Annotated in this window: 19 protein-coding genes and 1 pseudogene; 9 read left to right on the top strand and 11 right to left on the bottom strand. The window is 60.9% G+C overall.

Annotation, left to right across the window (positions count from 1 at the left end; genetic code table 11):
• Window positions 1-197: 197 nt before the first annotated feature.
• The 4 genes and pseudogenes from IB263_RS22010 to IB263_RS34170 all read right to left on the bottom strand — a co-directional run.
• Window positions 198-1,043 (bottom strand): DUF3313 domain-containing protein, encoded by an 846-nt coding sequence (locus tag IB263_RS22010; protein ID WP_246811063.1) that lies wholly within the window; start codon window positions 1,041-1,043, stop codon window positions 198-200.
• A 471-nt stretch (window positions 1,044-1,514) separates the two neighbouring features.
• On the bottom strand, window positions 1,515-3,632 hold the full coding sequence (locus IB263_RS22005) for a carboxy terminal-processing peptidase (protein ID WP_034798128.1): 2,118 nt from the start codon (window positions 3,630-3,632) through the stop codon (window positions 1,515-1,517).
• 129 nt (window positions 3,633-3,761) lie between these two features.
• Entirely contained in the window at window positions 3,762-4,058 is a 297-nt protein-coding gene (locus IB263_RS34175) for a helix-turn-helix transcriptional regulator (protein ID WP_371814179.1), read from the bottom strand.
• Between the two features lie 48 nt (window positions 4,059-4,106).
• Window positions 4,107-4,388 (bottom strand): annotated as a pseudogene (locus tag IB263_RS34170) (ArsR/SmtB family transcription factor); the annotation flags it as partial.
• A gap of 175 nt (window positions 4,389-4,563) precedes the next feature.
• Between IB263_RS34170 and IB263_RS21995 the strand changes: the two are divergent.
• Window positions 4,564-5,265: a DUF899 domain-containing protein gene (locus IB263_RS21995; RefSeq protein ID WP_034798126.1), complete on the top strand. Its 702-nt coding sequence runs from the start codon at window positions 4,564-4,566 to the stop codon at window positions 5,263-5,265.
• Between the two features lie 200 nt (window positions 5,266-5,465).
• Window positions 5,466-6,944 (top strand): hypothetical protein, encoded by a 1,479-nt coding sequence (locus IB263_RS21990; RefSeq protein WP_110819815.1) that lies wholly within the window; start codon window positions 5,466-5,468, stop codon window positions 6,942-6,944.
• A 102-nt stretch (window positions 6,945-7,046) separates the two neighbouring features.
• Here the strand turns inward: IB263_RS21990 and IB263_RS21985 are convergent, their stop codons facing one another.
• Entirely contained in the window at window positions 7,047-7,547 is a 501-nt protein-coding gene (locus IB263_RS21985) for a DUF1801 domain-containing protein (RefSeq protein WP_034798121.1), read from the bottom strand.
• Between the two features lie 665 nt (window positions 7,548-8,212).
• Here IB263_RS21985 and IB263_RS21980 point away from each other — a divergent pair.
• Window positions 8,213-8,842 carry a flavodoxin family protein gene (locus IB263_RS21980; RefSeq protein WP_034798119.1) on the top strand — a complete coding sequence of 210 codons (630 nt, stop codon included), beginning with the start codon at window positions 8,213-8,215 and terminating at the stop codon, window positions 8,840-8,842.
• A gap of 30 nt (window positions 8,843-8,872) precedes the next feature.
• Here the strand turns inward: IB263_RS21980 and IB263_RS21975 are convergent, their stop codons facing one another.
• Complete coding sequence (locus tag IB263_RS21975; protein WP_210207592.1) at window positions 8,873-9,310, bottom strand: helix-turn-helix domain-containing protein; 438 nt, start codon at window positions 9,308-9,310, stop codon at window positions 8,873-8,875.
• Window positions 9,311-9,423: 113 nt separating this feature from the next.
• Entirely contained in the window at window positions 9,424-10,326 is a 903-nt protein-coding gene (locus tag IB263_RS21970; RefSeq protein ID WP_060520301.1) for a LysR family transcriptional regulator, read from the bottom strand.
• Between the two features lie 165 nt (window positions 10,327-10,491).
• On the opposite strand from IB263_RS21970, the gene IB263_RS21965 reads away from it, so the two are divergent.
• The 5 genes from IB263_RS21965 (at window position 10,492) to IB263_RS21945 (ending at window position 16,182) form a co-directional block, all read left to right on the top strand.
• Window positions 10,492-11,697 carry an MFS transporter gene (locus tag IB263_RS21965; RefSeq protein WP_110819816.1) on the top strand — a complete coding sequence of 402 codons (1,206 nt, stop codon included), beginning with the start codon at window positions 10,492-10,494 and terminating at the stop codon, window positions 11,695-11,697.
• A gap of 293 nt (window positions 11,698-11,990) precedes the next feature.
• On the top strand, window positions 11,991-13,331 hold the full coding sequence (locus IB263_RS21960; RefSeq protein WP_192438999.1) for a sugar ABC transporter substrate-binding protein: 1,341 nt from the start codon (window positions 11,991-11,993) through the stop codon (window positions 13,329-13,331).
• A gap of 66 nt (window positions 13,332-13,397) precedes the next feature.
• Window positions 13,398-14,429 (top strand): aldo/keto reductase, encoded by a 1,032-nt coding sequence (locus IB263_RS21955; protein WP_034798112.1) that lies wholly within the window; start codon window positions 13,398-13,400, stop codon window positions 14,427-14,429.
• Window positions 14,426-15,370 carry a carbohydrate ABC transporter permease gene (locus IB263_RS21950; RefSeq protein ID WP_110819817.1) on the top strand — a complete coding sequence of 315 codons (945 nt, stop codon included), beginning with the start codon at window positions 14,426-14,428 and terminating at the stop codon, window positions 15,368-15,370. Before IB263_RS21955 ends, IB263_RS21950 begins: the two co-directional genes overlap by 4 nt.
• Entirely contained in the window at window positions 15,367-16,182 is an 816-nt protein-coding gene (locus IB263_RS21945; RefSeq protein WP_051659395.1) for a carbohydrate ABC transporter permease, read from the top strand. Before IB263_RS21950 ends, IB263_RS21945 begins: the two co-directional genes overlap by 4 nt.
• Window positions 16,183-16,199: 17 nt before the next feature.
• On the opposite strand, the gene IB263_RS21940 is transcribed toward IB263_RS21945, so the two are convergent.
• From IB263_RS21940 to IB263_RS21930, 3 genes are all read right to left on the bottom strand, one after another.
• The gene (locus IB263_RS21940; RefSeq protein WP_060530564.1) at window positions 16,200-17,087 is read right to left on the bottom strand and encodes a DUF3313 domain-containing protein; all 888 of its coding nucleotides are present in this window, start codon (window positions 17,085-17,087) and stop codon (window positions 16,200-16,202) included.
• Window positions 17,088-17,265: 178 nt separating this feature from the next.
• Complete coding sequence (locus IB263_RS21935; protein ID WP_110819818.1) at window positions 17,266-18,603, bottom strand: HAMP domain-containing sensor histidine kinase; 1,338 nt, start codon at window positions 18,601-18,603, stop codon at window positions 17,266-17,268.
• Complete coding sequence (locus tag IB263_RS21930) at window positions 18,603-19,274, bottom strand: response regulator transcription factor (protein WP_034798107.1); 672 nt, start codon at window positions 19,272-19,274, stop codon at window positions 18,603-18,605. Before IB263_RS21930 ends, IB263_RS21935 begins: the two co-directional genes overlap by 1 nt.
• 262 nt (window positions 19,275-19,536) lie before the next feature.
• Here IB263_RS21930 and IB263_RS34495 point away from each other — a divergent pair, with 262 nt between their 5' ends.
• Entirely contained in the window at window positions 19,537-19,659 is a 123-nt protein-coding gene (locus IB263_RS34495; RefSeq protein WP_255382254.1) for a hypothetical protein, read from the top strand.
• A 110-nt stretch (window positions 19,660-19,769) separates the two neighbouring features.
• Here the strand turns inward: IB263_RS34495 and IB263_RS21925 are convergent, their stop codons facing one another.
• A complete protein-coding gene (locus IB263_RS21925; RefSeq protein WP_060581389.1) occupies window positions 19,770-20,102 on the bottom strand; it encodes a hypothetical protein in 333 nt (110 codons plus the stop codon).
• Window positions 20,103-20,317: the final 215 nt, after the last annotated feature.

Raw genomic sequence — 20,317 nt, 5'->3', positions numbered from 1 at the left:
GCATCGGTTCCCGGCACGAATCCGTACTCGGCACAACGGTTTCTGTATTCTACGGTTTCGCATCCCGCCAGCACGATCAGCAGGCCCGCTGCAATGAAAAGACGCATAAAATGACCTCGGTTTATTTCTCGTTTTGTCGATACCTGGATCCCATTGCCACCTTGCGACAATGTTACGAGACACAAGCGTAGTCCGCCTCAGCGGCTGCCAATGGAAGGGATTGTTTTTTCGGCTGAAACGGCTGTTCCGGTTGCCGCGACGGCGAGCTTGCCTCCCCTGTCCGTCCAGGACGGCGGCGCTCCGATGGAGGCGCCGATCATGCCGACCACACCCGGCGCACGCCCGAAGTCCTCACAGATCGCAGAACCGGGTTTCCCACCAAGCGACGTGCGAATGTCATAAACGGACGGCAAGTACAGATCGAAATCTCCAGGTTCTTTGCCGGCGACGACCATTCTTGAGAAATCCTTGCCGAAAGCCGCGGCCAGGTCATAGGCGTCACCAACCTGCGAAACGCGCGCTTCACTCGTAAACGAGTTCGCGCCCTTCGACCAAACGATCGCCGCCGTTTGTTTGCCGGTTCGATCGACGGCCTCCGCTTCGACGGCCAGCCCGCCGAGCCCGAAGGGCAGTCGTGGTATGCCGACCGGCAAGGCAAGCGAACTGCCGATGGAAATCGCCTTGGCGGCACCAGCGACGGACGGCTCGGTCGGGACAATGTCGGTAACAACCGTTCGGACCGTCAGATCTGCGGGCGTACCGAACGGGACGATCCGATACTTCTCGCTCATGGTGATGCAGATCGCGCGGTCAATCGCGTTCGTTACCAGCAGGCGGTCCTTCTGCTTCTCGACACGCTGCAGCGCAGGCGGGGCCAGAGACGTCGGCGCGATGCTCACCGTTTTGACGTCCTTCAGGCCATCCTTGCTGAAATAGACTCTCTTCTTCTCGAACTTCCCCTTCGGAGCACTGAGGTTGCTGTAGGAGGTAAGCGTTCCTGCTTCCTTCAAGGGAACGGTCGTACATCCCCCAAGAGTGAGCATGATCGGCACTATTCTTGCGATTCCCCGACCCCCTGCCACGCCCCTTCTATGGCTGTTCGTCTTCTCATTGCATGTCATTCGCCCAGAACCCTCGTTGTCAAAGACGAGCGCCGATTGGGGTCCTGCACCTTGTGAAAACATTACGAATTCAGCTCAAACGCGCTGACTACCATTTGAATTCAATATCCGGGAAAAATCAGGTCTCTTGCAGCGTAATGTTCCTGCAAAAGAACAATAGGACAAGGATGTACGGTGATTTTACTCGGAGCACATTGATGTACCTTTTTATGTTTTTTAGCGCGATAATCGTATTCAGCATTCTGTTCCTGAGCGCATACTCCATTTACTCGCAGCTCAGCGACGCCAACGATATAGGCTTGTACGTCTGCGCTGAGCGCGGGAAACAAAAAAGGTCGACAAAAGAGTGCTTTGTCGACCTTTCCTCAAGTACCCGCGCATCGGCCGAGCAGACTACTTTCTGGTGGCACTTGCCGGTGGCTGCGTGGCCGCCTTCAACCCACCTTCCTGCAAATCCGCCTCATCGGCCAGAATGGCGGTCGCCTCAGCAAGGAGAACGTCCTTTGCGTTCTTGCGGGCGTTTTCCATTGCGATATCGGCACTCAGGCTGCGTTCGTCCGCATTCAATCCATCGTCCTCACCGGTATCCTCGCCATCGCTTCCCTGAGCTCGAGCCTTAAGACGATTTTCGCGATCCTTCATTTCCTTGCGACGTTCGGCTTCGTTGAGGGAGACAACGCCTTTTTCGCGTTGCGCCTTGATGTCGGCGATGTCTTCGAGGAGGCGCTGGAAATCGGGGTCGCTTGCAATGCGCGCATTATGGCGGTCCTGCAGTGCCGGCAGCAGCGCCGTGACGGTATCGGCCGGCATATAATCCGCAGGCTTGATCTCTGACCACGGCAGGGCGTTATCATAGCTCGTTTCGCCAAAGCGCGTCGGGTCGGAAAGCCCCGGCAGACTGATATCGGGCGTTACGCCGTGCAGCTGCGTAGTGCCGCCATTGACCCGGAAGAACTGGGCGATCGTCACCTTGAGTTCGCCAAACGCAGGCTTGCTGTTGCGGACCATCTGGTCGAGGTCGACGACGGTTTGAACCGTGCCCTTGCCGAAGCTGGGCTCGCCGATGACGACACCGCGGCCGTAGTCCTGGATGGCCGCAGCAAAAATCTCAGAGGCCGAAGCCGACCCGCGATTGATCAAAACACCGACAGGCCCTGACCAGAGAGGCTCAGGAAACTCCGAGCTTGTCACCACGACCTTGCCGTCGCCACTGCGTTGCTGAACGACCGGTCCAGAGCCGATGAACAGGCCGGTCAGGGCAATCGCCTGGTCCAGCGAACCGCCGCCATTGTTGCGAACGTCGATCAGAACGCTGTCGACCTGTTCCTGCTTCAGCTCTTCGAGAAGCTTTGCGACGTCGCGGCTCGCGCTGCGATAATCCTGCTCTCTTTTGCGCCGGGCTTCGAAATCCTCATAGAAGGCCGGAAGAGTGATCACCCCGATCTTGCGGGTGGTATCGCCCGCCTTCACAGACAGAACGCTCTTCTGCGCCGCCTGCTTTTCGAGGCTGATCTTGTCGCGCACGAGGGTGACGATGCGATGGGCGGCGTCTGCTCCCGCATCGGCCGGCAGAACGTCGAGGCGCACGACCGACCCCTTCTTCCCGCGGATCAACTGCACGACTTCATCGATGCGCGTGCCAACCACTTCCTTTATCGGGCCGTCGTGACCCTGCCCAACGCCGGTGATGCGGTCTCCGACCGCAAGCTTGCCGGACAGCTGCGCCGGCCCACCAGGCACGAGCTCGCGGATCGTCGTGTAGTCGTCCCGTTCCTGCAGCACCGCGCCGATTCCAACCAGCGAGAGCTTCATGGCGATATCGAAGTCGGCCGAAGCCCGGGCGCCAAAGTAATCCGTGTGCGGATCGACCGACGTCGTGTAGGCGTTCATGAACGACTGGAAGACGTCGTCACTCTTGTACTTGGAGGCACGCTCGAGCGCGTTTGCATAGCGCTTGTCGAGCGTTTCGCGAATGGCCGCATCAGTCTTGCCACTGAGCTTCAAGCGTAGCCAGTCGCTTTTCACACGTTTGCGCCACAGCTCGTTGCTCTCGGCTTCCGACTGCGGCCAGGGCGCCTTCTCGCGCGACAGGGAATAATCCTCCTGCTTCGTGAAATCGAAGTCCTGCTTCAGCAGTTCGCGCGCGTAGTTCATGCGGTCGACGACACGCTTTCCATAGACGTTGAAGATCGCAAACGGGATCTTCAGGTCCTTCTTCTTGATGGCGTCGTCGATCTCGTTGCGGTCAGGTTTGAAACTGTCGATGTCGGCCTGCAGGAAGAGCCCACGATCCGGATCGAGGGACTCGATGAAGCTGTCCATGATCTTGGCCGACAAGGCGTCATCTAGCGGAACGGGCTTGTAGCTGTAGCGCGTCAGAAATTTTGCGCTCAACTGTGCGGCCTGTGCCTGCTGCTTCAGCGGCTCCAGAACAGGAGGCGAGGCAACGTCGGCATAGGCGGACGGCGCGATTGCAAGAAATGCACCAAGGAAGACGTATGAAATGCGCATTCAGCGTTGACCCAATTCTTAATGCCGAGTGTCGAAGAGGGATCTAGGTGAAGCAATTATGGCTTTTTGGCAACCGGATTGATCCGACGCCGAGGCCGGCCTTACGTCAAGGCAGGCATCCGCCCGGGACTAATGGAGCGAGCCTGCCGCCCGGAATTCGCCCGGCGCCATCCCGTAAGCGCCCGTGAAAAGTCGGTAAAACCTTGCAAGACTATCGAATCCGCAGGCATAGGCGACCTCGGTGACGGGCAAGGCGGGCCGCTCGACGAGAAGCCGCCGCGCCTGCGAAGTCCGCATCGATGCCAGCGTGCGAGCGAAGGTCAATTCCGCGTGTTCGAACAGGACATGCACCTGGCGCACGGAAATACCGAGCTCGAGCGCGACCTTTGCCGGCGTCAGTTTCTGCTGGTATTTGTCGCGCGCCATGATCTCTTCGGCGGCATAGCGCAGGCCCGAACGAAGGGCCGCACGCACTTCGGGCATGCCGGGTTTCAGTCTGTCGAGAATGGTCACCGGGTGGGTGGCATGTTCACTGATCCAGCGGCCGTGAATGCGCTTGATCGGCAGCGCATTGAGATAGTTCCAGCGCTCGCGTCCTGGCCGGCTGACGATGATCAGGTCGGCCTCTTCCAGCACCTTCAGATGCTGCATGACGGTACAGCGATCCATGTCTGAAAAGGCGGCGCAGAGCATGTCGGTGGTCTGCGCCTGGGCCAATGCCCAGAAAACCGAGACTTCTTCCCGCTTGCTTGACATGTTATGGTTTTACAACACATTGCAGCCAGATGCGACGGAGACCGCGCCGGTAAGATCGGATTGAGAGCTTTTCGGGAGCAATCGAACCGAGCCGGTTGGCTGGACGTCGCCGACCGGAGTTCAGCGTTGCAACGATGCCCCCACGCAAGTTGCCCAAAAAGGGAGATCATTGAGAATGTTGCCTAAGATCGTTTCAATGGATGAGTGGCAAGCCGCAATCGAACAACAGATTGCCAGGGAGAAAGCCCTCACCCGCGCACGCGATGACTTGAGCGCCGAGCGACGGCGCTTGCCGATGGTCAGGATCGACAAGGACTATTCGTTCGAAGGCCCCACGGGCACTTTAAGCCTTGCCGACCTCTTCGATGGTCGGCGGCAACTGATCGTCTATCACTTCATGTTCGCGCCCGGATGGAAGGCGGGCTGCGACGGCTGTTCCTGGGTCGTGGACGCGATGACCCACCCGGCGCATCTCAACGCACGCGATACGTCCATCGTGCTGATCTCGCGCGCGCCGCTCGAGAAGCTGCAGAAATATCAGGCTCGGATGCAGTGGCAGCACCCGGTCTGGTACTCGTCCATGGCGAGCGACTTCAACCACGACATGGGGGCCACGGTCGCCGACCCGGATGACCCGACCAGGACCAGCGAGCGTCATGGCGTCAGCGTTTTCCTCAGGGACGGCGACGATATCTACCGCACCTATTTCAACGGTGCGCGTGGCGTGGAGTATCTCGGCAGCATGTGGACGTATCTGGACCTGACGCCCTACGGTCGCCAGGAAACATGGGAAGTGTCTCCCGCGGGATGGCCACAGACCGAACCCTACGTTTGGAACCGGCGCCACGACGAATACGGGACCGAACCGGCCTTCTGATTTTCCCCGGCGGCGAGCATGGAATTGTCGTGCTGCCGTTCCTATGTCTTGTCTTGCCGATCGTCCGACCTCCGTCATTGCTGCGGGCCGGAACAGGGCTCGGGCGCGATGCTGAAGGAATATCGCCGGCCCTGGCTGGAGCGCCGAATTTGTGGATGGATCGCGCCTTGAAGAGGGGCGCTGTTGGGGGCCGTCAATCGATGGGAAACGAGACTCAAATCGGCAAGGAAGGTCCGGCGCCGAGAGGCAAGAGGTTTTGGCGGCGGCGCGGCGTTCGGATTGCATCGATCGCGCTTGCCGCCTTGCTTTTCCTGCTGGTCGCGCCGCTTGCGGCTATTCTCTATCCGACGCTGAAGAGCTATCCCCGAAGCGACTTTCCGGCCGCGACCTTGCAACTGGAGCGCAACAGGCAGGACCTTGCCCATCTGCGGCGCCTGATCGAGGTCGACCGCAGCTTCTCGCCGACCGCCCAGGCCGCGTTTGCCGCCGCCCTCGAAGTGATCGAACAACGGGCCGGTGATCTCGACCGCGCCGGTCTGGCGATCGCGGCTGCAAGAGCGGTCGCGCTCGCCGACAATGGGCACACCAGCGTGGTCGGCCTCGTCGGCGGCCACAGCTTCAATGCGGTTCCCATCCGGCTTGGCTGGTTTGCCGACGGCCTGTTTGTGATCGCCACGACAGGCGAGCAATCGCACCTTTTGGGCGGAGAGATCCTTGAGGTAAATGGAAGAGCGACGGAGGCCTTTGTCGATGCGCTTCGGCCCTATTTCGGCGGCCCCGCCAATCTCGCCAAGGAATTCGTCCCGAATGTCGCGATTTCGCCGGAATTGCTCCATGCCGCCGGCCTTACCGAAAGCCCGCAGGAAAGCGCCTATTTCATCCGTCGCGAGGATGGAAGCGCTGCGCAGATCGCTCTTGTCGCCACGTCCGGTGCGCCGGAACCCTTGAACGCCCATGTCTGGCCACGACGCGATTTCAGTCCCTTGTCACAGACCGGTCGCGGCGCCGGGTGGCGGCACGTGCTCGACGATGTCACGCTACCGGCCTATCTCACGCGCCCCGACGCCAATGTCTGGCACCACTATCCCTTGCCCGATCTTCTCTACATCCAGATCAACCGCATCAGGGATGCGACGCCGGAGGGCCTGTCGCAGGGGCTCGCCAAGGTGCTGGACGAAGCTGAGAAAAAACCGATACGCAATGCAGTCGTCGACCTGCGGTTCAACAATGGCGGCAATTACGAACTGACCGCCGATTTCTCGCGAAGGCTCCCGGCCATCCTGCCGCCGGAGGGACGGCTGTTTGTGCTGACCAGCGCGAACACGTTTTCGGCCGCGATCAGCACGGCGGCGCGACTGAAGTACTTCGGCGGCCCGCGCACGGTACTTGTCGGCGAGCCGATAGGAGACCGGCTGCAGTTTTGGGGCGAAGGCGGCCGCACGGTTCTGCCGAACTCGAAGATCACCATCCGTTACTCGACGGCCTATCACGACTGGGAACACGGTTGCAGCCTGTCGGAGATCAGGACCTGTTTCCTGCTGAATTACGTCTACGACGTCCCGGCAGGTCCCCTTCAGCCAGACGTCGCGCGCTCCACTAGCTTTGCCGACTATGCCGCTGGCACCGACCCGGCAATGGCCGCCGTCATGAAGATACTCATGGTGGGCAATGCCGATTGAGAAGCAGCTTGTGGGGAGGCAGGGCCGCGGCCGTACGCCGCCGTGGCCGCTGACATCCGTTGGCCCGGCCATTCCCGGCGGCGAAGGATCTGCGGCGACGCTTTACATCTTCTCGCCCGGCAGTTCGCTGGCCTGCTTGACCCAATCCATGAACTGCGCCTCGTCGAGTTCGTCCGTCTCATAGATGTCGAGATAACGAACATCCGGCTGTTTTGACGTGCCGGGAGGTAAGGGGCTGAATTGCGCCCCGCGGAAGAAAGCGACCTTCACGTATTTCGTCATGCAATGAAAACTGAGGAACCAGACATCCTTTTCCACGCCATAAAAGGGAGAGTTCCACTTGACCGCTTTTTCGACGCCGGGAACGGTCTTGACGACCAGCCGGTCCAGCCGCTTGCCTAGATCGCTTTTCCACCCCGGCATCGCAGCGATGTACTGCTGCACCGGCGCATTTCCGTAGCCCTTTGCGATCTGCGGATTGCCGCCGGTTAGAAGGACGACGCCATCGGCCGATTTTGTCGGCGGCGTCTTGCGTCCGATCTTTGAGCGTGGCGCAGGGGAAGCGGCTTTCGGTGCGTTCTTTCCGACTTTCTTCTCAGACATCCCGGACCTCGACTGTTCCGTCAGTTCGTTCAGGGTCGGATCCACCGTGATGGGCGCGGAGCCCCATGCCAAATGGCTAAGCACGATACATAGCCATCCAGCTATGCATCGGTCAAGAATAAACCTCCGGTGTCAGCTGCATTGCGGGCCGCAACTCGATCAGAAAGCCGCTTCGCCAAGTATTGGCCATCGGCACGGCATCCCTCCACAGCCGTAGGGTCATGGCATGCAAACGGTCCGGATCCCCTTGCGATCCCGACCTGTGCAGCAGCGGCTCTCGTGACGAGCCATCATTCGGGATCTCGAGCGTGCTCTCCACCAACACCTTGACCGCCGGACAACACCCATGCCCAAACGGCTGTAGACCTGCTGAACTGAAAAGACGCTCTGCCGACACGACTGCGCGCGCTGTTGCAGCCTGCTCCGGTCGATTTGCCACGTGGGCCCAAGGCCACGGCCGCGATCCCTTGTCACCAGCAAGCGCCTCTACCCGGCATGTGCCGAACTGGCCGTCGCGGCTCGAACCGAATAGCGAAAGAGCGAAAGCACCCGCAACATAGGCACCCCAAGGTGCGTACTTGTAGGTGGCCTCTGCGCCCGATAGGCCTGCAGCCAAGCCCTGGAGTTTCCCTTTCCAGGTTGTCCGCTGCTTGAGGAAGATATCGATGAAGGCAATGGTTCTCTGCTCCAGCCCGCGGCGCGATGGAAACTCGACGACGATGGCGAATGCCGTGGCCGATGGCCTGCTTGAGGCGGGCCACGAGGTCGAGACCGTTCACGTCGACGACGTCCTGTCGGCGCTGCTTAGAGACTGTCGCCAATGTCGTATGCCGGATGGCGAATGCGCGATCGACGACGGTTTCCGGCGGGCGTTCTTTGGTTCCTACCTTCCCGCTGACGGCTTTGTCGCCGCAAGCCCGATCTACTGGTATGGCGTCTCTGCGCAGTTGAAGGCGTTCTTCGATCGAATGTTCTGCTACGTCGCCGCGTCGCATCCACAATCGGCGTCCGTTGTCGCGCAGATGACTGGAAAACGGATCGGCCTCGTCCTCAGCTCAGAAGAGACCTACCCCACCGTTTCGTCCAGCCCGCAGCATCAGTTCCAGGAATTCAGCCGCTATACGCGTTCGACCTTCGTCGGCGTCGTTCATGGCCATGGCAACGCACGCACAGATATTTGCCGCGATCCGAGTGACCCGATCGGACGGGCACGCGTGTTCGGTCGGAACTTCTTCAGCGCTCACACCTCCGACTACCAGATCGACACGCCGCGATCAGGTCGCGTCTGGGCGTGAGCCGTCTTGCGTGCGCGCAATATCTTTCGGCTAGGCCAGGCGGACCTTCCGCCGCCTGGCCGCCTTTGCCTCGCTCGCGGCCGCATCGTATTGCTCCCTGAAGTAATCAAGCTCCGGAAAGTTCCGCTCCGCCCATCGGTCGAGGCTGATGAGCGTTTCGCTGAGAGACAGGCCGACCGAGCTCAGACTGTACTCGACATGGGGCGGGTTCGTCTGGTGATCGTGACGCTGCACCAACCCGTTGCGCTCGAGGTCCTTCAACGTCTGGGTCAGCATCTTTTGCGAAATGCCCTCGATCTTGCGCAGCAACGCGCCATTGCGCATCGGGCCCGCCGCGAGCGCCGACATGGTGAGGATCGCCCATTTCGTCGATATCAGTTCGAGCGCATGCCGAGCCGAGCAGGATGCGTCGAACACGTCGGGATTGCTCGCAGGCGGGGCTCCAGCTTGCGGGGGCAGTTTCATCATCACCTCAAGGACATGCCGTTGCGGCCGCCGCTCTTCACGCCTCACAGGTAGTGCGCGTGATCGCGCCCCACAAGTTGCGAGTAGCACAGCCGAAGGCATGAGGGCGCGCCGGGCTACGCCCAGGGCGCACCGGCCGCCCATTCCGCTCGGATGGCCTCAATAAAAAGGCGGACCTTTGGAGAAACGTGCTTTCGTGTCGGATAGACGACGCAAACAGGCGGCTCGTCGCGTTCGAATTCTTCGAGCAGGGGGACAAGCCTGCCTTCCCTGATGTCGCGGCCCACCAGGAAGGCGCCGAGTTGCGCAAGGCCCGTTCCGGCGAGGCAAGCGTCGCGAATGGCCTCGGTGTTTCCGAGACGCAAGTTTCCCTGAACACCGACGTCCCGGTCTCCGCCGCCGACCCTGTAATGCCACGGTACCGGTCCGCCTGCGTGCTTGAACCCGATCCTGTCGTGGCGCGTCAGTTCGTCGATGGTGCGCGGCGTTCCGCGCCGCTTTAAATACTCCGGCGCAGCGCAGGTTATGAGCCGATGAGAGGCCAGGACCCGCCGCACGAGGCGACTGTCGGTGGGCCCGCCGATACGAACGGCAACGTCGATGCCGTCGCCGACGATGTCGCGATACTCATCCGAAAACGAAACCTCCGCTTCCACCTCGGGCCAACGGTTCAGGAAGCGCTGGAGAACGGGCAGAATGTGCAGCCTACCGAGGGCGATCGGCACATCGATGCGAAGGCGCCCTCTTGGGGCCTGGTGCCGTTGTGCCAAGGCGAACTCCGCGTCGTCCACTTCTGACAGGATCCTGATCGCATGCTCGTAGAAGAGCTGGCCCTCCTCGGTGAGGCTGACGCTACGCGTTGTTCTATGGATCAGCCGCGTTGCCATATTGTCTTCAAGACGTGCGACACATTTCCCGACCGCGGAACGGGAGAGGCCGAGCCGTTCCGCCGCCAGGGTGAAGCTCTGGTCATCGGCGACACGAACAAAGGCGCGCACATCGCCGAGATGGTCCAGCATCGCAAGATCCTATTGGGGACGATTCGTCCCTTTTGTTTCCATAAGGCCGAAGTTTATCTGAATATCGGAAACAGTAAAGAATGCCTCGCAACGTCCCGGCAACGGGACATGAAGGATTGGCTGGGCGCCACAACGTGCCTCGCCCAGAATGATAGAGGCAATTAGATGAAACTCCAGGAAGAAACCGACGGACTCCCAAGGAAGGGAGGCCCTGACCGGGAGAATTGGCTACCGGTCTATGCCGCCGGCCTGTCGACCTTTTGCGTCGTGACGACGGAGATGCTGCCCGTTGGGTTAATGACGCCGATCGCAGACGACCTTCAAACGTCGATGGGGACCGCCGGTTTGACGCTCTCGCTGCCGGCGTTGCTTGCCGCGCTCTTTGCGCCCACCGTGGTACTCTTGGCCGGCAGGATCGACAGAAGGCGCATCCTGACCACCCTTCTCTTGCTGCTGGTTGTTGCAAACATCATTTCGGCGCTGGCCAGTACGATCGGTTTGCTCCTGGCGGCGCGTATCATTGTCGGCCTTTGCATGGGCGGCATCTGGGCCGTTGCCGGAGGCCTTGCGCTACGGCTGGTTCCGGGCCGATCGATCGGTGTCGCAACGGCGATCATTTTCGGCGGCGTTGCAGCAGCGTCGGTTCTTGGCGTTCCGGTCGGAGCCATGATCGGTGACGCGGCGGGCTGGCGCTTCGCGTTTGCCGCGATGGCGGTCTTTTGTGCGATCGTGCTTGTGGTCAATCTCTGTGCGTTGCCTGCGCTGCCCGTCCACCAGTCCGTCCGGCTCAGCCAGTTTGGCCATCAGCTCTTGAACCGCCGGATCCAGCTTGGTTTGGCGATCACGTTCCTGTTCGTTGCGGGGCATTTCATGGCCTACACCTTCATACGTCCGCTTCTGGAATTTGTTTCGGGCATCGGCACACAATGGGTCGGGCTCATGCTGTTTGCCTATGGAGCCGCTGGTATTGGCGGAAACTTTGTTGCTGGCCCTGTCGCCGCCAGGCGTACCGGCGCGACCTTGCTGTGCATTGCCGGTGCCCTTGCTGCTGTCCTCTTCGGCTTTGCTCTCTTCGGAAACTCCGCTCTTGGCGGTGCGGTCGTCCTCATCTTGTGGGGCATCGCCTATGGCGGCGTCTCGGTCTCATTGCAAACCTGGATGATGAAGTCGGCACCCTCCGACATCGAAGTCGCAACGGCGCTGTTCGTCGCAATCTTTAATATCGCCATTGCCGCCGGATCCTTTGCCGGCGGTCGCATTGTCGATCAGTTCGATCTCGGCACCAACCTGCTCGTAACGGGCATCCTGCCGTCCCTCGGAATTCTGCTCGGATTGAAAGCCCAACGTGCGGCCACTGGCAAGGCTGACTGATCATCGGACATATATCGAGCGGATCGCACTCACCATCTGTGCACAACCGGATGGACCGGGACGGCTTTCGTCCCGGCTCCGGCGGATCAGAAACAATCGCTTGAGGAAATTCCTACTCCGGCCGGGGGGAGAGAGAAGCAAAATCATTCCGTAATACTACATAAAATACATAGACTATATGTGTATGAGCCCAGGATTCTCACGCATGATGCTGGCAACAACACGTGCGCCGGACCCGTTCCGCCTGCAACGAATGACAACGCTGGCCAGCCCAGATTTCGACGGAGGATCTCATGTCCAGTTCCATTTTCGGCCAGGCCTATCGCCGCCGCAGCGTGCTGAAATCGCTCGCGGCTGCCGGCGCCCTGCCCTTCATCGCGCCACTTGCCTCCTCGACCGCCCTTGCGTCCGGCAACAGATATGCCGGCCGCACGGTCAATCTCCTGATCATCCAGCCGCATGTCGTCACCGGCAAGAAAATTGCCGAGGATTTCGAAAGGCTGACCGGAGCCAAGGTCAACGTCACGGCGGTGCCCTACGACCAGGTCAGCGTCAAGGCGACGCTGGACGTGCAGTCGGGCGCCAACCAGTTCGACGTCATCGACTATTTCTATACCTACAAGGGCCAGCTCGCCGAAGATGGCGTGATCGAGGACGTGACCGATCTCATCGAGCGCGACAAGGCCGAGATCCAGCCGGAAGACTTCATCCAGACCATCTACGACCAGTACACGCTGCATGACGGCCGTCGCTATGGCTTGCCCTATGACGGCGACAGCCATCTGTTGTTCTATAACCGCGAGCTGTTTGATCGCTACGGCCTGAAGGCGCCGGCAACCTGGGACGAATACAACGAGAACGCCAGGGTGATCACCGAGGCGGAAAAGAAGAACGGCATCTATGGTGCTGCGGTTCTGGGCGCGAAGATCCCGGTCATCATTCTTTCCACCTATGCCAACCGGCTCACCGGCTTCGGCGGCAACTTCTTGAAGGCGGACGGCACCTCGGCGCTCGACAGCACCGAGGCCGTCGAAGCCCTGAAGTCGCTGCTTGCGTCGGCTCCCCATGCGCTGCCGACCCCACTTGAAACCCGCTTCGAAGAAGGGCTGCCCGCGTTTCTCAACGGCAAGGCTGCACAGATCGACTTCTGGACCGATCTCGGCGGCTATGCACAGGACCCCAAGGGCTCGAAGATCGTCGACAAGTGGGGGGTGACGCGCATTCCCGTCGGCGGCAGCAACAAAACACCCCGCCTCGCCTTCAATGCCGGCTTCGGTTTTGCGATCACCAGCGGATCGAAAAACAAGGACGTCGCCTGGGACCTGATCAAGCTTGCGACCGGCAAGGACTACCACCAGGAGCTTCTGGCGCTCACCGGCTCGGGCATCGACCCGGACCGCCAGTCTGGCTTGAAATCTAAGAATTTCAGAGACTTCCAGCCGTTGGTGCAACCGCTGCTCGATGATGGCGCATTGGAAAACAGCCTGGCCTGGCCGACCGCCGTCTATGCGCCAAAACTCGAAAATGCGCTGACCGACGAACTGGCCCTGGCGCTCGCCGGCACCAAAAGCGCGGAAGAGGCGATCGCCGATGCCCACCAGGCCTGGACCGAAATCATCGAGACCAACGGCTGATTGCTTGCGGGGTGGCGCTTCCTCCCGGCGCCGCCCCGCCACTTTTTTGAAACGAGGCAAAAGACCATGAGCGCAAGATCCTTGCCGAAACGCAGGCTCGGCCGAACCGATTTCGACATCACGCCCGTTGGCTTCGGCGCCTGGGCCATCGGTGGCCCCGATTGGGGCTGGGGATGGGGAAGTCAGGACGATACCCGGTCGATCGCCGCCATCCGTCATGCGGTCGAGCGCGGCATCAACTGGATCGACACGGCACCCGTCTATGGTCTCGGCCATTCCGAACAGATCGTGCGCGAGGCGCTTTCGACCATCCCACGCTCCCAACGTCCGTTGATCTTCACCAAGGCCGGGCTGATCTGGGACCCGGACAACCGCAACGCCCTTCCCGCCCGCATCGGCAATGCCCAATCCATTCGCCGCGAGCTGGAGGCTTCCCTGAAGCGGCTCGGCGTTGATGTCATCGACCTCTACCAGGTGCACTGGCCTGCCAATGACGGCACGCCGGTCGAGGAATACTGGGCGACTTTTGCGGAGTTGAAGAAAGAGGGTAAGGTACGGGCCATCGGGCTTTCGAACCACGATCGGGCGCTTCTGGAGCGCGCGGCAACGGTGGCGCCCGTCGATGTGGTGCAACCGCCCTTTTCGGCAATCAAGCGCCAGTTCGCTAGAGCAGACCTGCCGTGGGTGCAGGCGCATGGCAGCGGCGTCATCGCCTACAGCCCACTGCAATCAGGCCTGCTCACCGGCGCCTTTACGCCGGCGCGCGCCCGGGCCCTTCCGCACGACGATTGGCGATCGCGCGACGAGGAATTTTCGGGCGAAGCGCTTCACCGCAACCTGGCCTTTGCCGAAGGCTTGAGGCCGATTGCCGCGCGACACAAAACGACCGTCGCTGCGATCGCTGCGGCCTGGGCGATTTCCTGGCCCGGCGTCACCGGTGCCATCATCGGCGCGCGCGAACCGCTGCAGATCGACGGTTGGATCGATGCCGCAACCCTTGCGCTCACGCCCAGCGACCTCGACGATATCGAGGACATGTTGCTGGCCACCCGGGCCGGCAGCGGGCCGACACGCCCGGATCTGGCCGAGGCCGCATGACCACCTTTGCCGTCGAGGTGCTGGAACCCGCCGGCGCGGCGGGTGTTGCCGGGCGCGGCCACGCCTTTTGGGCGCGTCTCGCACGGTTGGCCTGGATCGCACCGGTCCTCGTCGCGCTGATCGTCACGACGCTCTACCCGACTGTCTTTCTGCTGGCGCTTGCCTTCAGCAAGAGCACGCTTGGAAAGCCGTTCCGCGGCTTCGTCGGCATCAAGCACTTCGCAACGGCGCTTCAGGATCCGATCTTCCTCGCGGCCATCGGCAGAAGCGTCGCCTATGCACTTGCCACCTCGCTGGTGCAGCTTGCGCTCGGCTTCCTGATCGCGCTGCTTTTCACTTCCCTGTTGAAGGCCGGCCGCTTTTTGATGAGCCTCGTTCTGCTGCCACTGATGACCCCGCCGGTCATGGTCGGCATCGCTTGGAAGCTGATCTTCGCGCCGGCAGGCGGGCTCCTGAACGGTAGCCTGATCACCTATGGCTTTATCTCCGAGCCGATTTCCTTTCTTGGTCACCCGACGCTCGCCTGGCTGGCGATCGGCGCCGCCGACCTCTGGCAATGGACGCCATTCATCGTCATTCTCTGCTTTGCGGCTCTTTCCACGGTACCCGACAGCGTTCACGAGGCAGCGCTGGTGGACGGGGCCAATGGCTGGCAGCGCTTCTGGCACATCACACTTCCGCTGGTCGCCGCACCGCTTTCGTCGATCTATCTGCTGAAGCTCATTTTGTCGTTCAAGCTCTTCGACCTCATCTACATACTGACCTTCGGCGGACCGGGCTTTGCGACGACATCGGCCGGCTTTGCCATCTATCGGCGGGCGATCGAACAGTTCGACGTCGGCCGCGCCGCGGCCGAAACGATGATCTATGCGCTTGTCATCGGGCTTGTGACCTTGCCCGTCGTACGGCTGCACCAGCACTTCGAAAGGCGAGAGCTGTGAGACCTGCCGCGCGACATCTGTGGCTCGGCCTTGCGACAGCGCCGGTCGTCAGCTTCTTTGCCTTGCCTTTCCTCTTTCTCATCGCGGTTTCCTTCAAGACGAAGGACGACGTGCTCAACGGACGCTTCTGGCCGACGATGCCGACGCTCGCCAACTGGCCGGCGGCCTTCGACGCGGCCAACATCCTCGGTTTCATCCTGAATTCCGTGATCGTGTCGCTGGTTTCGGGCCTCGTCACCATCGCGCTGGCGCTGCCGTCGGCCTATGCCGTCCTGCGGCTGAAGATCGGTGGCAAATGGCTGTCGGACGTAACGCTGTCGAGCTACATGGCGCCGCCGATCGTAGCGCTGATCCCGCTGTTTTTTCTGCTGAAGACAACCGGACTGCTCGATACGCGCGCCGGCCTGATTCTCATTTATGGTTTCGCCAACGTGCCGGTCGCCTTCTGGCTGCTGATGCCGTTCCTGCGCCGGATGCCGATCGAGATCGAACAGGCAGCGGCGATGGACGGCGCCGGTCCATTTCGCACGCTGCTGCAGATCGTCGTGCCGATCATCGCGCCCGGCATCGTTGCGACCTTCATCATCGTCACGGTCTTGTCCTACAACGAGTTCCTGTTTGCTTCCGCCTTCACCTTCTCCGACGCCACGCGGACCTTGCCGGTGGGCATCTCGCTCTTCCAGGGCGACCGTCTGGTGAATTTCGGCCAGATGGCAGCCGCCTCCCTGGCAGGCATCGCGCCGGTTTATCTGGTCGCGCTGTTCATGCAACGCTACCTCGTGAGCGGGCTTGCCCATGGCGGGGTGAAATAAGGATCGCCAACCGCAAGCTATCGCGCAATAGGAGAGTTGAACGCTTGTTGCGCCGCAGCTTTTGGTTTCTTGTCGGTCCATTGAGGCGGCGCGCCGTATTTGGCTGCTATCGCGCCGACCAGGCCCGGTGCCCGACCGAAGGCATCGCATGCGGCATATTTGGGTTTGCCACCCAACCAGGACTGCATGCGTTGCCGGGTCGGCAGCGAGATATTCAATGCCTTCGGCTCCTTGCCGGAAATCAGCACCTGCGAAAACGCGTCGGCGAATTTCGTCGAAAAGCTATAGGCGTCGCCAACTTCCGAAACACGGGGCTTGTCGAGGATCGAATTTGCACCACGCGCCCAAAGCATGGCGGCACTTTGCAGACCGCTGGCATCGACCGCTTCGGCCTCTACAGCCAAGCCTCCCAGGCCGACAGGCAATCGCGGCACGCTGACGGGCAGGACGAACCCCGTACCAATGGTGATGGCCGTGGAAACCCCTGCGAGCGCCTTGTCTGTCGGGACAATATCGGCGATCACGGAGCGAACCGTCAGATCAGCAGGCTGATTGGCAGGAACCATCTGGTACCTGTCGCTGAGCGCGACGCAGAGCGCCCGATCGAGAGCGTTCGAAACCAAATCGCGATCGGCATCGGACTTGATCTTGGAGGCGGCTGCAAAGGAAAACGTCGTTGGTGCGATGCGGACGGTTTTCACGTCGACCAGACGTTGTCCATCAACGTAGAGGCGTTTCTTGGCCACCATGCCTTTCGACGGACCGAGCTTGCCATAGGAGGTCAAAGTCCCCGCCTCCTTCAATGGAACCGATTGGCATCCGATCAGGGTTGCCGAGAGTAGCCCTGCCAGCGCCACCGCGCCGGCCGGGACGAGCGATGAAGAAACCCAGGCAAGCGATTGAATAAAATATTCTTTTAGCACGTTTCATGATCTCCGTTGACATGCAACGGCGACCTTGGGGATGGACAATTGCTACAGAATTACAAGCAGGTTAGAGCTGACACCGAAGGGATGGTGTCTCGAAAACCCTTCAAGCATGGGCGCGGCGGTGACCGCGACCTAAATCCCACGCCTCTCGCGGTCAGAGGTGGACGACCACCTTGGTTCCGCTCGCTGAACTCGTGAGACTGACACGCCCCCCGTGGTTTGAAGCCACCTGTTTTACAAGGCTCAAACCAAGACCCGCGCCCGTGTCCTTGGGAGAAACCCTGTAAAAGGGTTCAAAGACGAGTTCCTGATGCTCGGCAGGTATGCCCGGTCCTTCGTCGGAAACTTCCACGCGCCCATCGCTTGAGACCAAGACGGCAATCATGCCCGAATTGCCGCCGTGATCGATCGCATTTCGGACGAGGTTTGTGACCGCGCGCAACACGGCAGGTGGGTTGCCCTTTCGCGCAAGCGTCTCCACGTCACTGTGGAAAGACACCTGATAGCCAGCCCCTATCGCCAACGGAGCGAGATCGGCAACCGCCGATCGCGCGATGTCAACCAGATCCATCGGCTCGTCCAGAACGAGCGCCTGGTCGTTGCGCTCGAAGTCCAGAAGCTGCTCTGCCGCTTCTGCGAGCCGGGCGACATCATCCATCAGGCGCGTTCTCTCCCGGCCATCAGGCATGCCATCGATGCGCGTCTGCATGATCGCAATGGGGGTTCGCAGTTCGTGGGCCGCATCGATCAGGAAGCGCCGCCGCTTTCTGGACTCGTCCTCGAGGCGCTCAAGTGCGCCGTTGAATGCGATCAGAACCGGGGCGACTTCGTTCGGGATTCCTGCGAGCGGAAGGCGCGTCCCGTGGAGGCGCGGATCGATCCGCGATGCTTCGTCGGCAACCTCGCTCACCGTCGCGAGAGCACGCCCGACGATGTGAGGAACGGCAAGAAAAATCGCCGGGAGGGCACTGGCGATCAAAGACAGGTAGATTGGATAGGCCTTCGCCAAGAGAGCTAGGGCACCCCAACCCTTGTCCGCCACGCCGCCAAACAGAATCCGGACTTCGCCAGCCGGCGTCTTCGCGTTTTCGATCGTCGCAATCTCGCCAGTGGTTGCGGCCCCCCTGATATCCGCTTCGTCGAACAGGTGGATTACCGAGGGCAGCGCGGCATAGGCGGGCGGAACGGATCCATAGGACGCGAAGGCACCGCTGGTGGTGGCGACTACGAACCACAATGCGCTGTTTTGCGCCTTGAGCGTCGTCAGGTCATGGGTCTCGGAAAGCTGCAGTTGACCATCGCTTCCGCGGCCTACGGCACGGGACACGACCGAGACGACCGTCCCCTCCATGGCCGTGTTCGGCGACATGATCGTGGTTGCCCAGATGCAGAGCCCGATGATCACCGAGGCAACGACGGCGATGATGACGAGGCTCAATTGCCAGCTGAGCCGCCACCAGAGCGACGGATTGCGTCCTGTCGTCTGACCCATCACTCTTCCTTCAGGAGGTAACCGACCCCACGGATGTTGTGAATCGAAACTCCGGCCCCAGCATCCGCCAGGCGCTTGCGCAGCCTTGAAATGTGGGCGTCGATCGCGTTCGACTGGATCTCTTCTTCGTAGTTGTAGACCGCTGCTTCGAGCGTCGAGCGGAGAACGGTTTTGTCCCGGCGCCTCGCAAGGGCCTGGAGCACGAAGAGTTCGCGCCTTGGGACGTCAAGCTTCACGTCATCGACGGTCACGGTGAGGTTCAGCGGATCGAGCGCCATTCGTCCCACCTTGATCTGAAGCTCAGCAAGCGCAGCCGGACGGCGCAACACGGCGCGCAGGCGCGCCATTAGTTCTTCGACGAGAAAGGGTTTGCCGAGATAGTCGTCCGCCCCGGTGTCGAGACCTTCAACCCGTTCCATCGGCTCGTTGCGTGCCGTCAGGACGATGATCGGCGCGTCTTGGCCAATGCGGCGCAATTGCGGGATGAAGCTCAGCCCTTCACCGTCGGGCAGGCGGCGGTCGAGAAGAATAGCGCCGTAGTCATTCTGACGCGCAAGTTCGGCTGCATCGGCGAGATGGGTCGTATGGTCGATGACGATGCCATATTTGCTGAGCGCCACAGCCAGTGCCGCCGCCAGCTCCCTCTCATCTTCGATCAGCAGTATCCGCATCGGCACCCCATGGCTTCGACCTTTCGAATCTGCCGCAAGAATTACAGCAGCATTACGGAAACCACGGGGCAGCCGAACGTAACACTGCTGCAATCGTTCAGAGCTAGCGCACGCATCGAGCCGCCCTCGCTCGTATCAGCAGTGATAGCCGCGGCCTTCAACGAACCGGAAAGGCAGGAAGCATGACGACGTCACAAGTGGAGTGCCCTTCCGGGCCGGGATTGAAAACTGTTAGTTCGCGCCATGAGCATAGGGCCGCTCGATGACCCGCGGCCCCCTGCTGCGCTTCCTCATACGCTCGATCCTGTCGGCACTTTTCCTCGCAGCCTTCCTGGCTGGCCCGGCGATCATTCTGATCCTGACGTCCGATCGAATTGCGATGTAGCGCGCCAACGGATCAGATCCCCGACGTGGCGATCTGGTCGATCCAGCCAGTCAAAACGTCGCCGCGCGGATTGACGGCGGACAACATTGTTCGAACTGCTTCGGGCCCATTCACGACCCTTGGTTGCTATCTTCGCCGGATGTGGGTGCCGGGGTGTTCTTCGCTTCCATCGCCGCTTCGATCTGCCTGATGACCTTGACGGCCTCCTGGAGGATTGCCCGCATCTCATCGTCATAGAGATATACCGGCATGCCGCCGGCGCGGATGATGTCCATCGTTTCGGCAGACTCGCTGAGGCGATTGGGCTGCCCGAGCAGCTCCCAACCTTCCTTGATCGCGACATAGGCCCGGGAGACAAGACGGAGCTTTTCGCCCTCCGTCAGCATGTGAACGTCGCGCGCGGCGCGGGTCAGTTCGGCGATGACGTCTTTCGTGCTTTTCATGGGACACCTTGGCTATGCAAGTACCGCGGTGCAACCGACCAATCCATTCATGGTAACTAATGTATAGATTGAGGAAAACAAGAGCCAACACCTTCACGTAAGGGCAAGCCGAGGCCCTGAAATCCATGCAAATCGCGGAAATGCGTCACCGGGGACGCACGTTGGATGGCATCAACCGCTTCTTAATCCTTTGTTGACCATAATCTCCGTCGAAG

This window comes from Ensifer sp. ENS03, from assembly GCF_014852035.1.
Taxonomy (GTDB): Bacteria; Pseudomonadota; Alphaproteobacteria; order Rhizobiales; family Rhizobiaceae; genus Ensifer; species Ensifer adhaerens.
The sequence above is the reverse complement of the archived record's forward strand: the minus strand, read 5'-3'. Positions and strand labels throughout refer to the sequence as shown.

What these genes read in the sequence shown, in the direction of transcription:
- IB263_RS22010 (WP_246811063.1), bottom strand. Translation starts at nt 1,043, where the DNA reads ATGCTCACTCTTGGGGGATGTACGACCGTTCCCTTGAAGGAAGCAGGA.
- IB263_RS22005 (WP_034798128.1), bottom strand. Translation starts at nt 3,632, where the DNA reads ATGCGCATTTCATACGTCTTCCTTGGTGCATTTCTTGCAATCGCGCCG.
- IB263_RS34175 (WP_371814179.1), bottom strand. Translation starts at nt 4,058, where the DNA reads ATGGCGCGCGACAAATACCAGCAGAAACTGACGCCGGCAAAGGTCGCG.
- IB263_RS21995 (WP_034798126.1), top strand. Translation starts at nt 4,564, where the DNA reads ATGTTGCCTAAGATCGTTTCAATGGATGAGTGGCAAGCCGCAATCGAA.
- IB263_RS21990 (WP_110819815.1), top strand. Translation starts at nt 5,466, where the DNA reads ATGGGAAACGAGACTCAAATCGGCAAGGAAGGTCCGGCGCCGAGAGGC.
- IB263_RS21985 (WP_034798121.1), bottom strand. Translation starts at nt 7,547, where the DNA reads ATGTCTGAGAAGAAAGTCGGAAAGAACGCACCGAAAGCCGCTTCCCCT.
- IB263_RS21980 (WP_034798119.1), top strand. Translation starts at nt 8,213, where the DNA reads ATGAAGGCAATGGTTCTCTGCTCCAGCCCGCGGCGCGATGGAAACTCG.
- IB263_RS21975 (WP_210207592.1), bottom strand. Translation starts at nt 9,310, where the DNA reads ATGATGAAACTGCCCCCGCAAGCTGGAGCCCCGCCTGCGAGCAATCCC.
- IB263_RS21970 (WP_060520301.1), bottom strand. Translation starts at nt 10,326, where the DNA reads ATGCTGGACCATCTCGGCGATGTGCGCGCCTTTGTTCGTGTCGCCGAT.
- IB263_RS21965 (WP_110819816.1), top strand. Translation starts at nt 10,492, where the DNA reads ATGAAACTCCAGGAAGAAACCGACGGACTCCCAAGGAAGGGAGGCCCT.
- IB263_RS21960 (WP_192438999.1), top strand. Translation starts at nt 11,991, where the DNA reads ATGTCCAGTTCCATTTTCGGCCAGGCCTATCGCCGCCGCAGCGTGCTG.
- IB263_RS21955 (WP_034798112.1), top strand. Translation starts at nt 13,398, where the DNA reads ATGAGCGCAAGATCCTTGCCGAAACGCAGGCTCGGCCGAACCGATTTC.
- IB263_RS21950 (WP_110819817.1), top strand. Translation starts at nt 14,426, where the DNA reads ATGACCACCTTTGCCGTCGAGGTGCTGGAACCCGCCGGCGCGGCGGGT.
- IB263_RS21935 (WP_110819818.1), bottom strand. Translation starts at nt 18,603, where the DNA reads ATGGGTCAGACGACAGGACGCAATCCGTCGCTCTGGTGGCGGCTCAGC.
- IB263_RS21930 (WP_034798107.1), bottom strand. Translation starts at nt 19,274, where the DNA reads ATGCGGATACTGCTGATCGAAGATGAGAGGGAGCTGGCGGCGGCACTG.
- IB263_RS34495 (WP_255382254.1), top strand. Translation starts at nt 19,537, where the DNA reads ATGACCCGCGGCCCCCTGCTGCGCTTCCTCATACGCTCGATCCTGTCG.
- IB263_RS21925 (WP_060581389.1), bottom strand. Translation starts at nt 20,102, where the DNA reads ATGAAAAGCACGAAAGACGTCATCGCCGAACTGACCCGCGCCGCGCGC.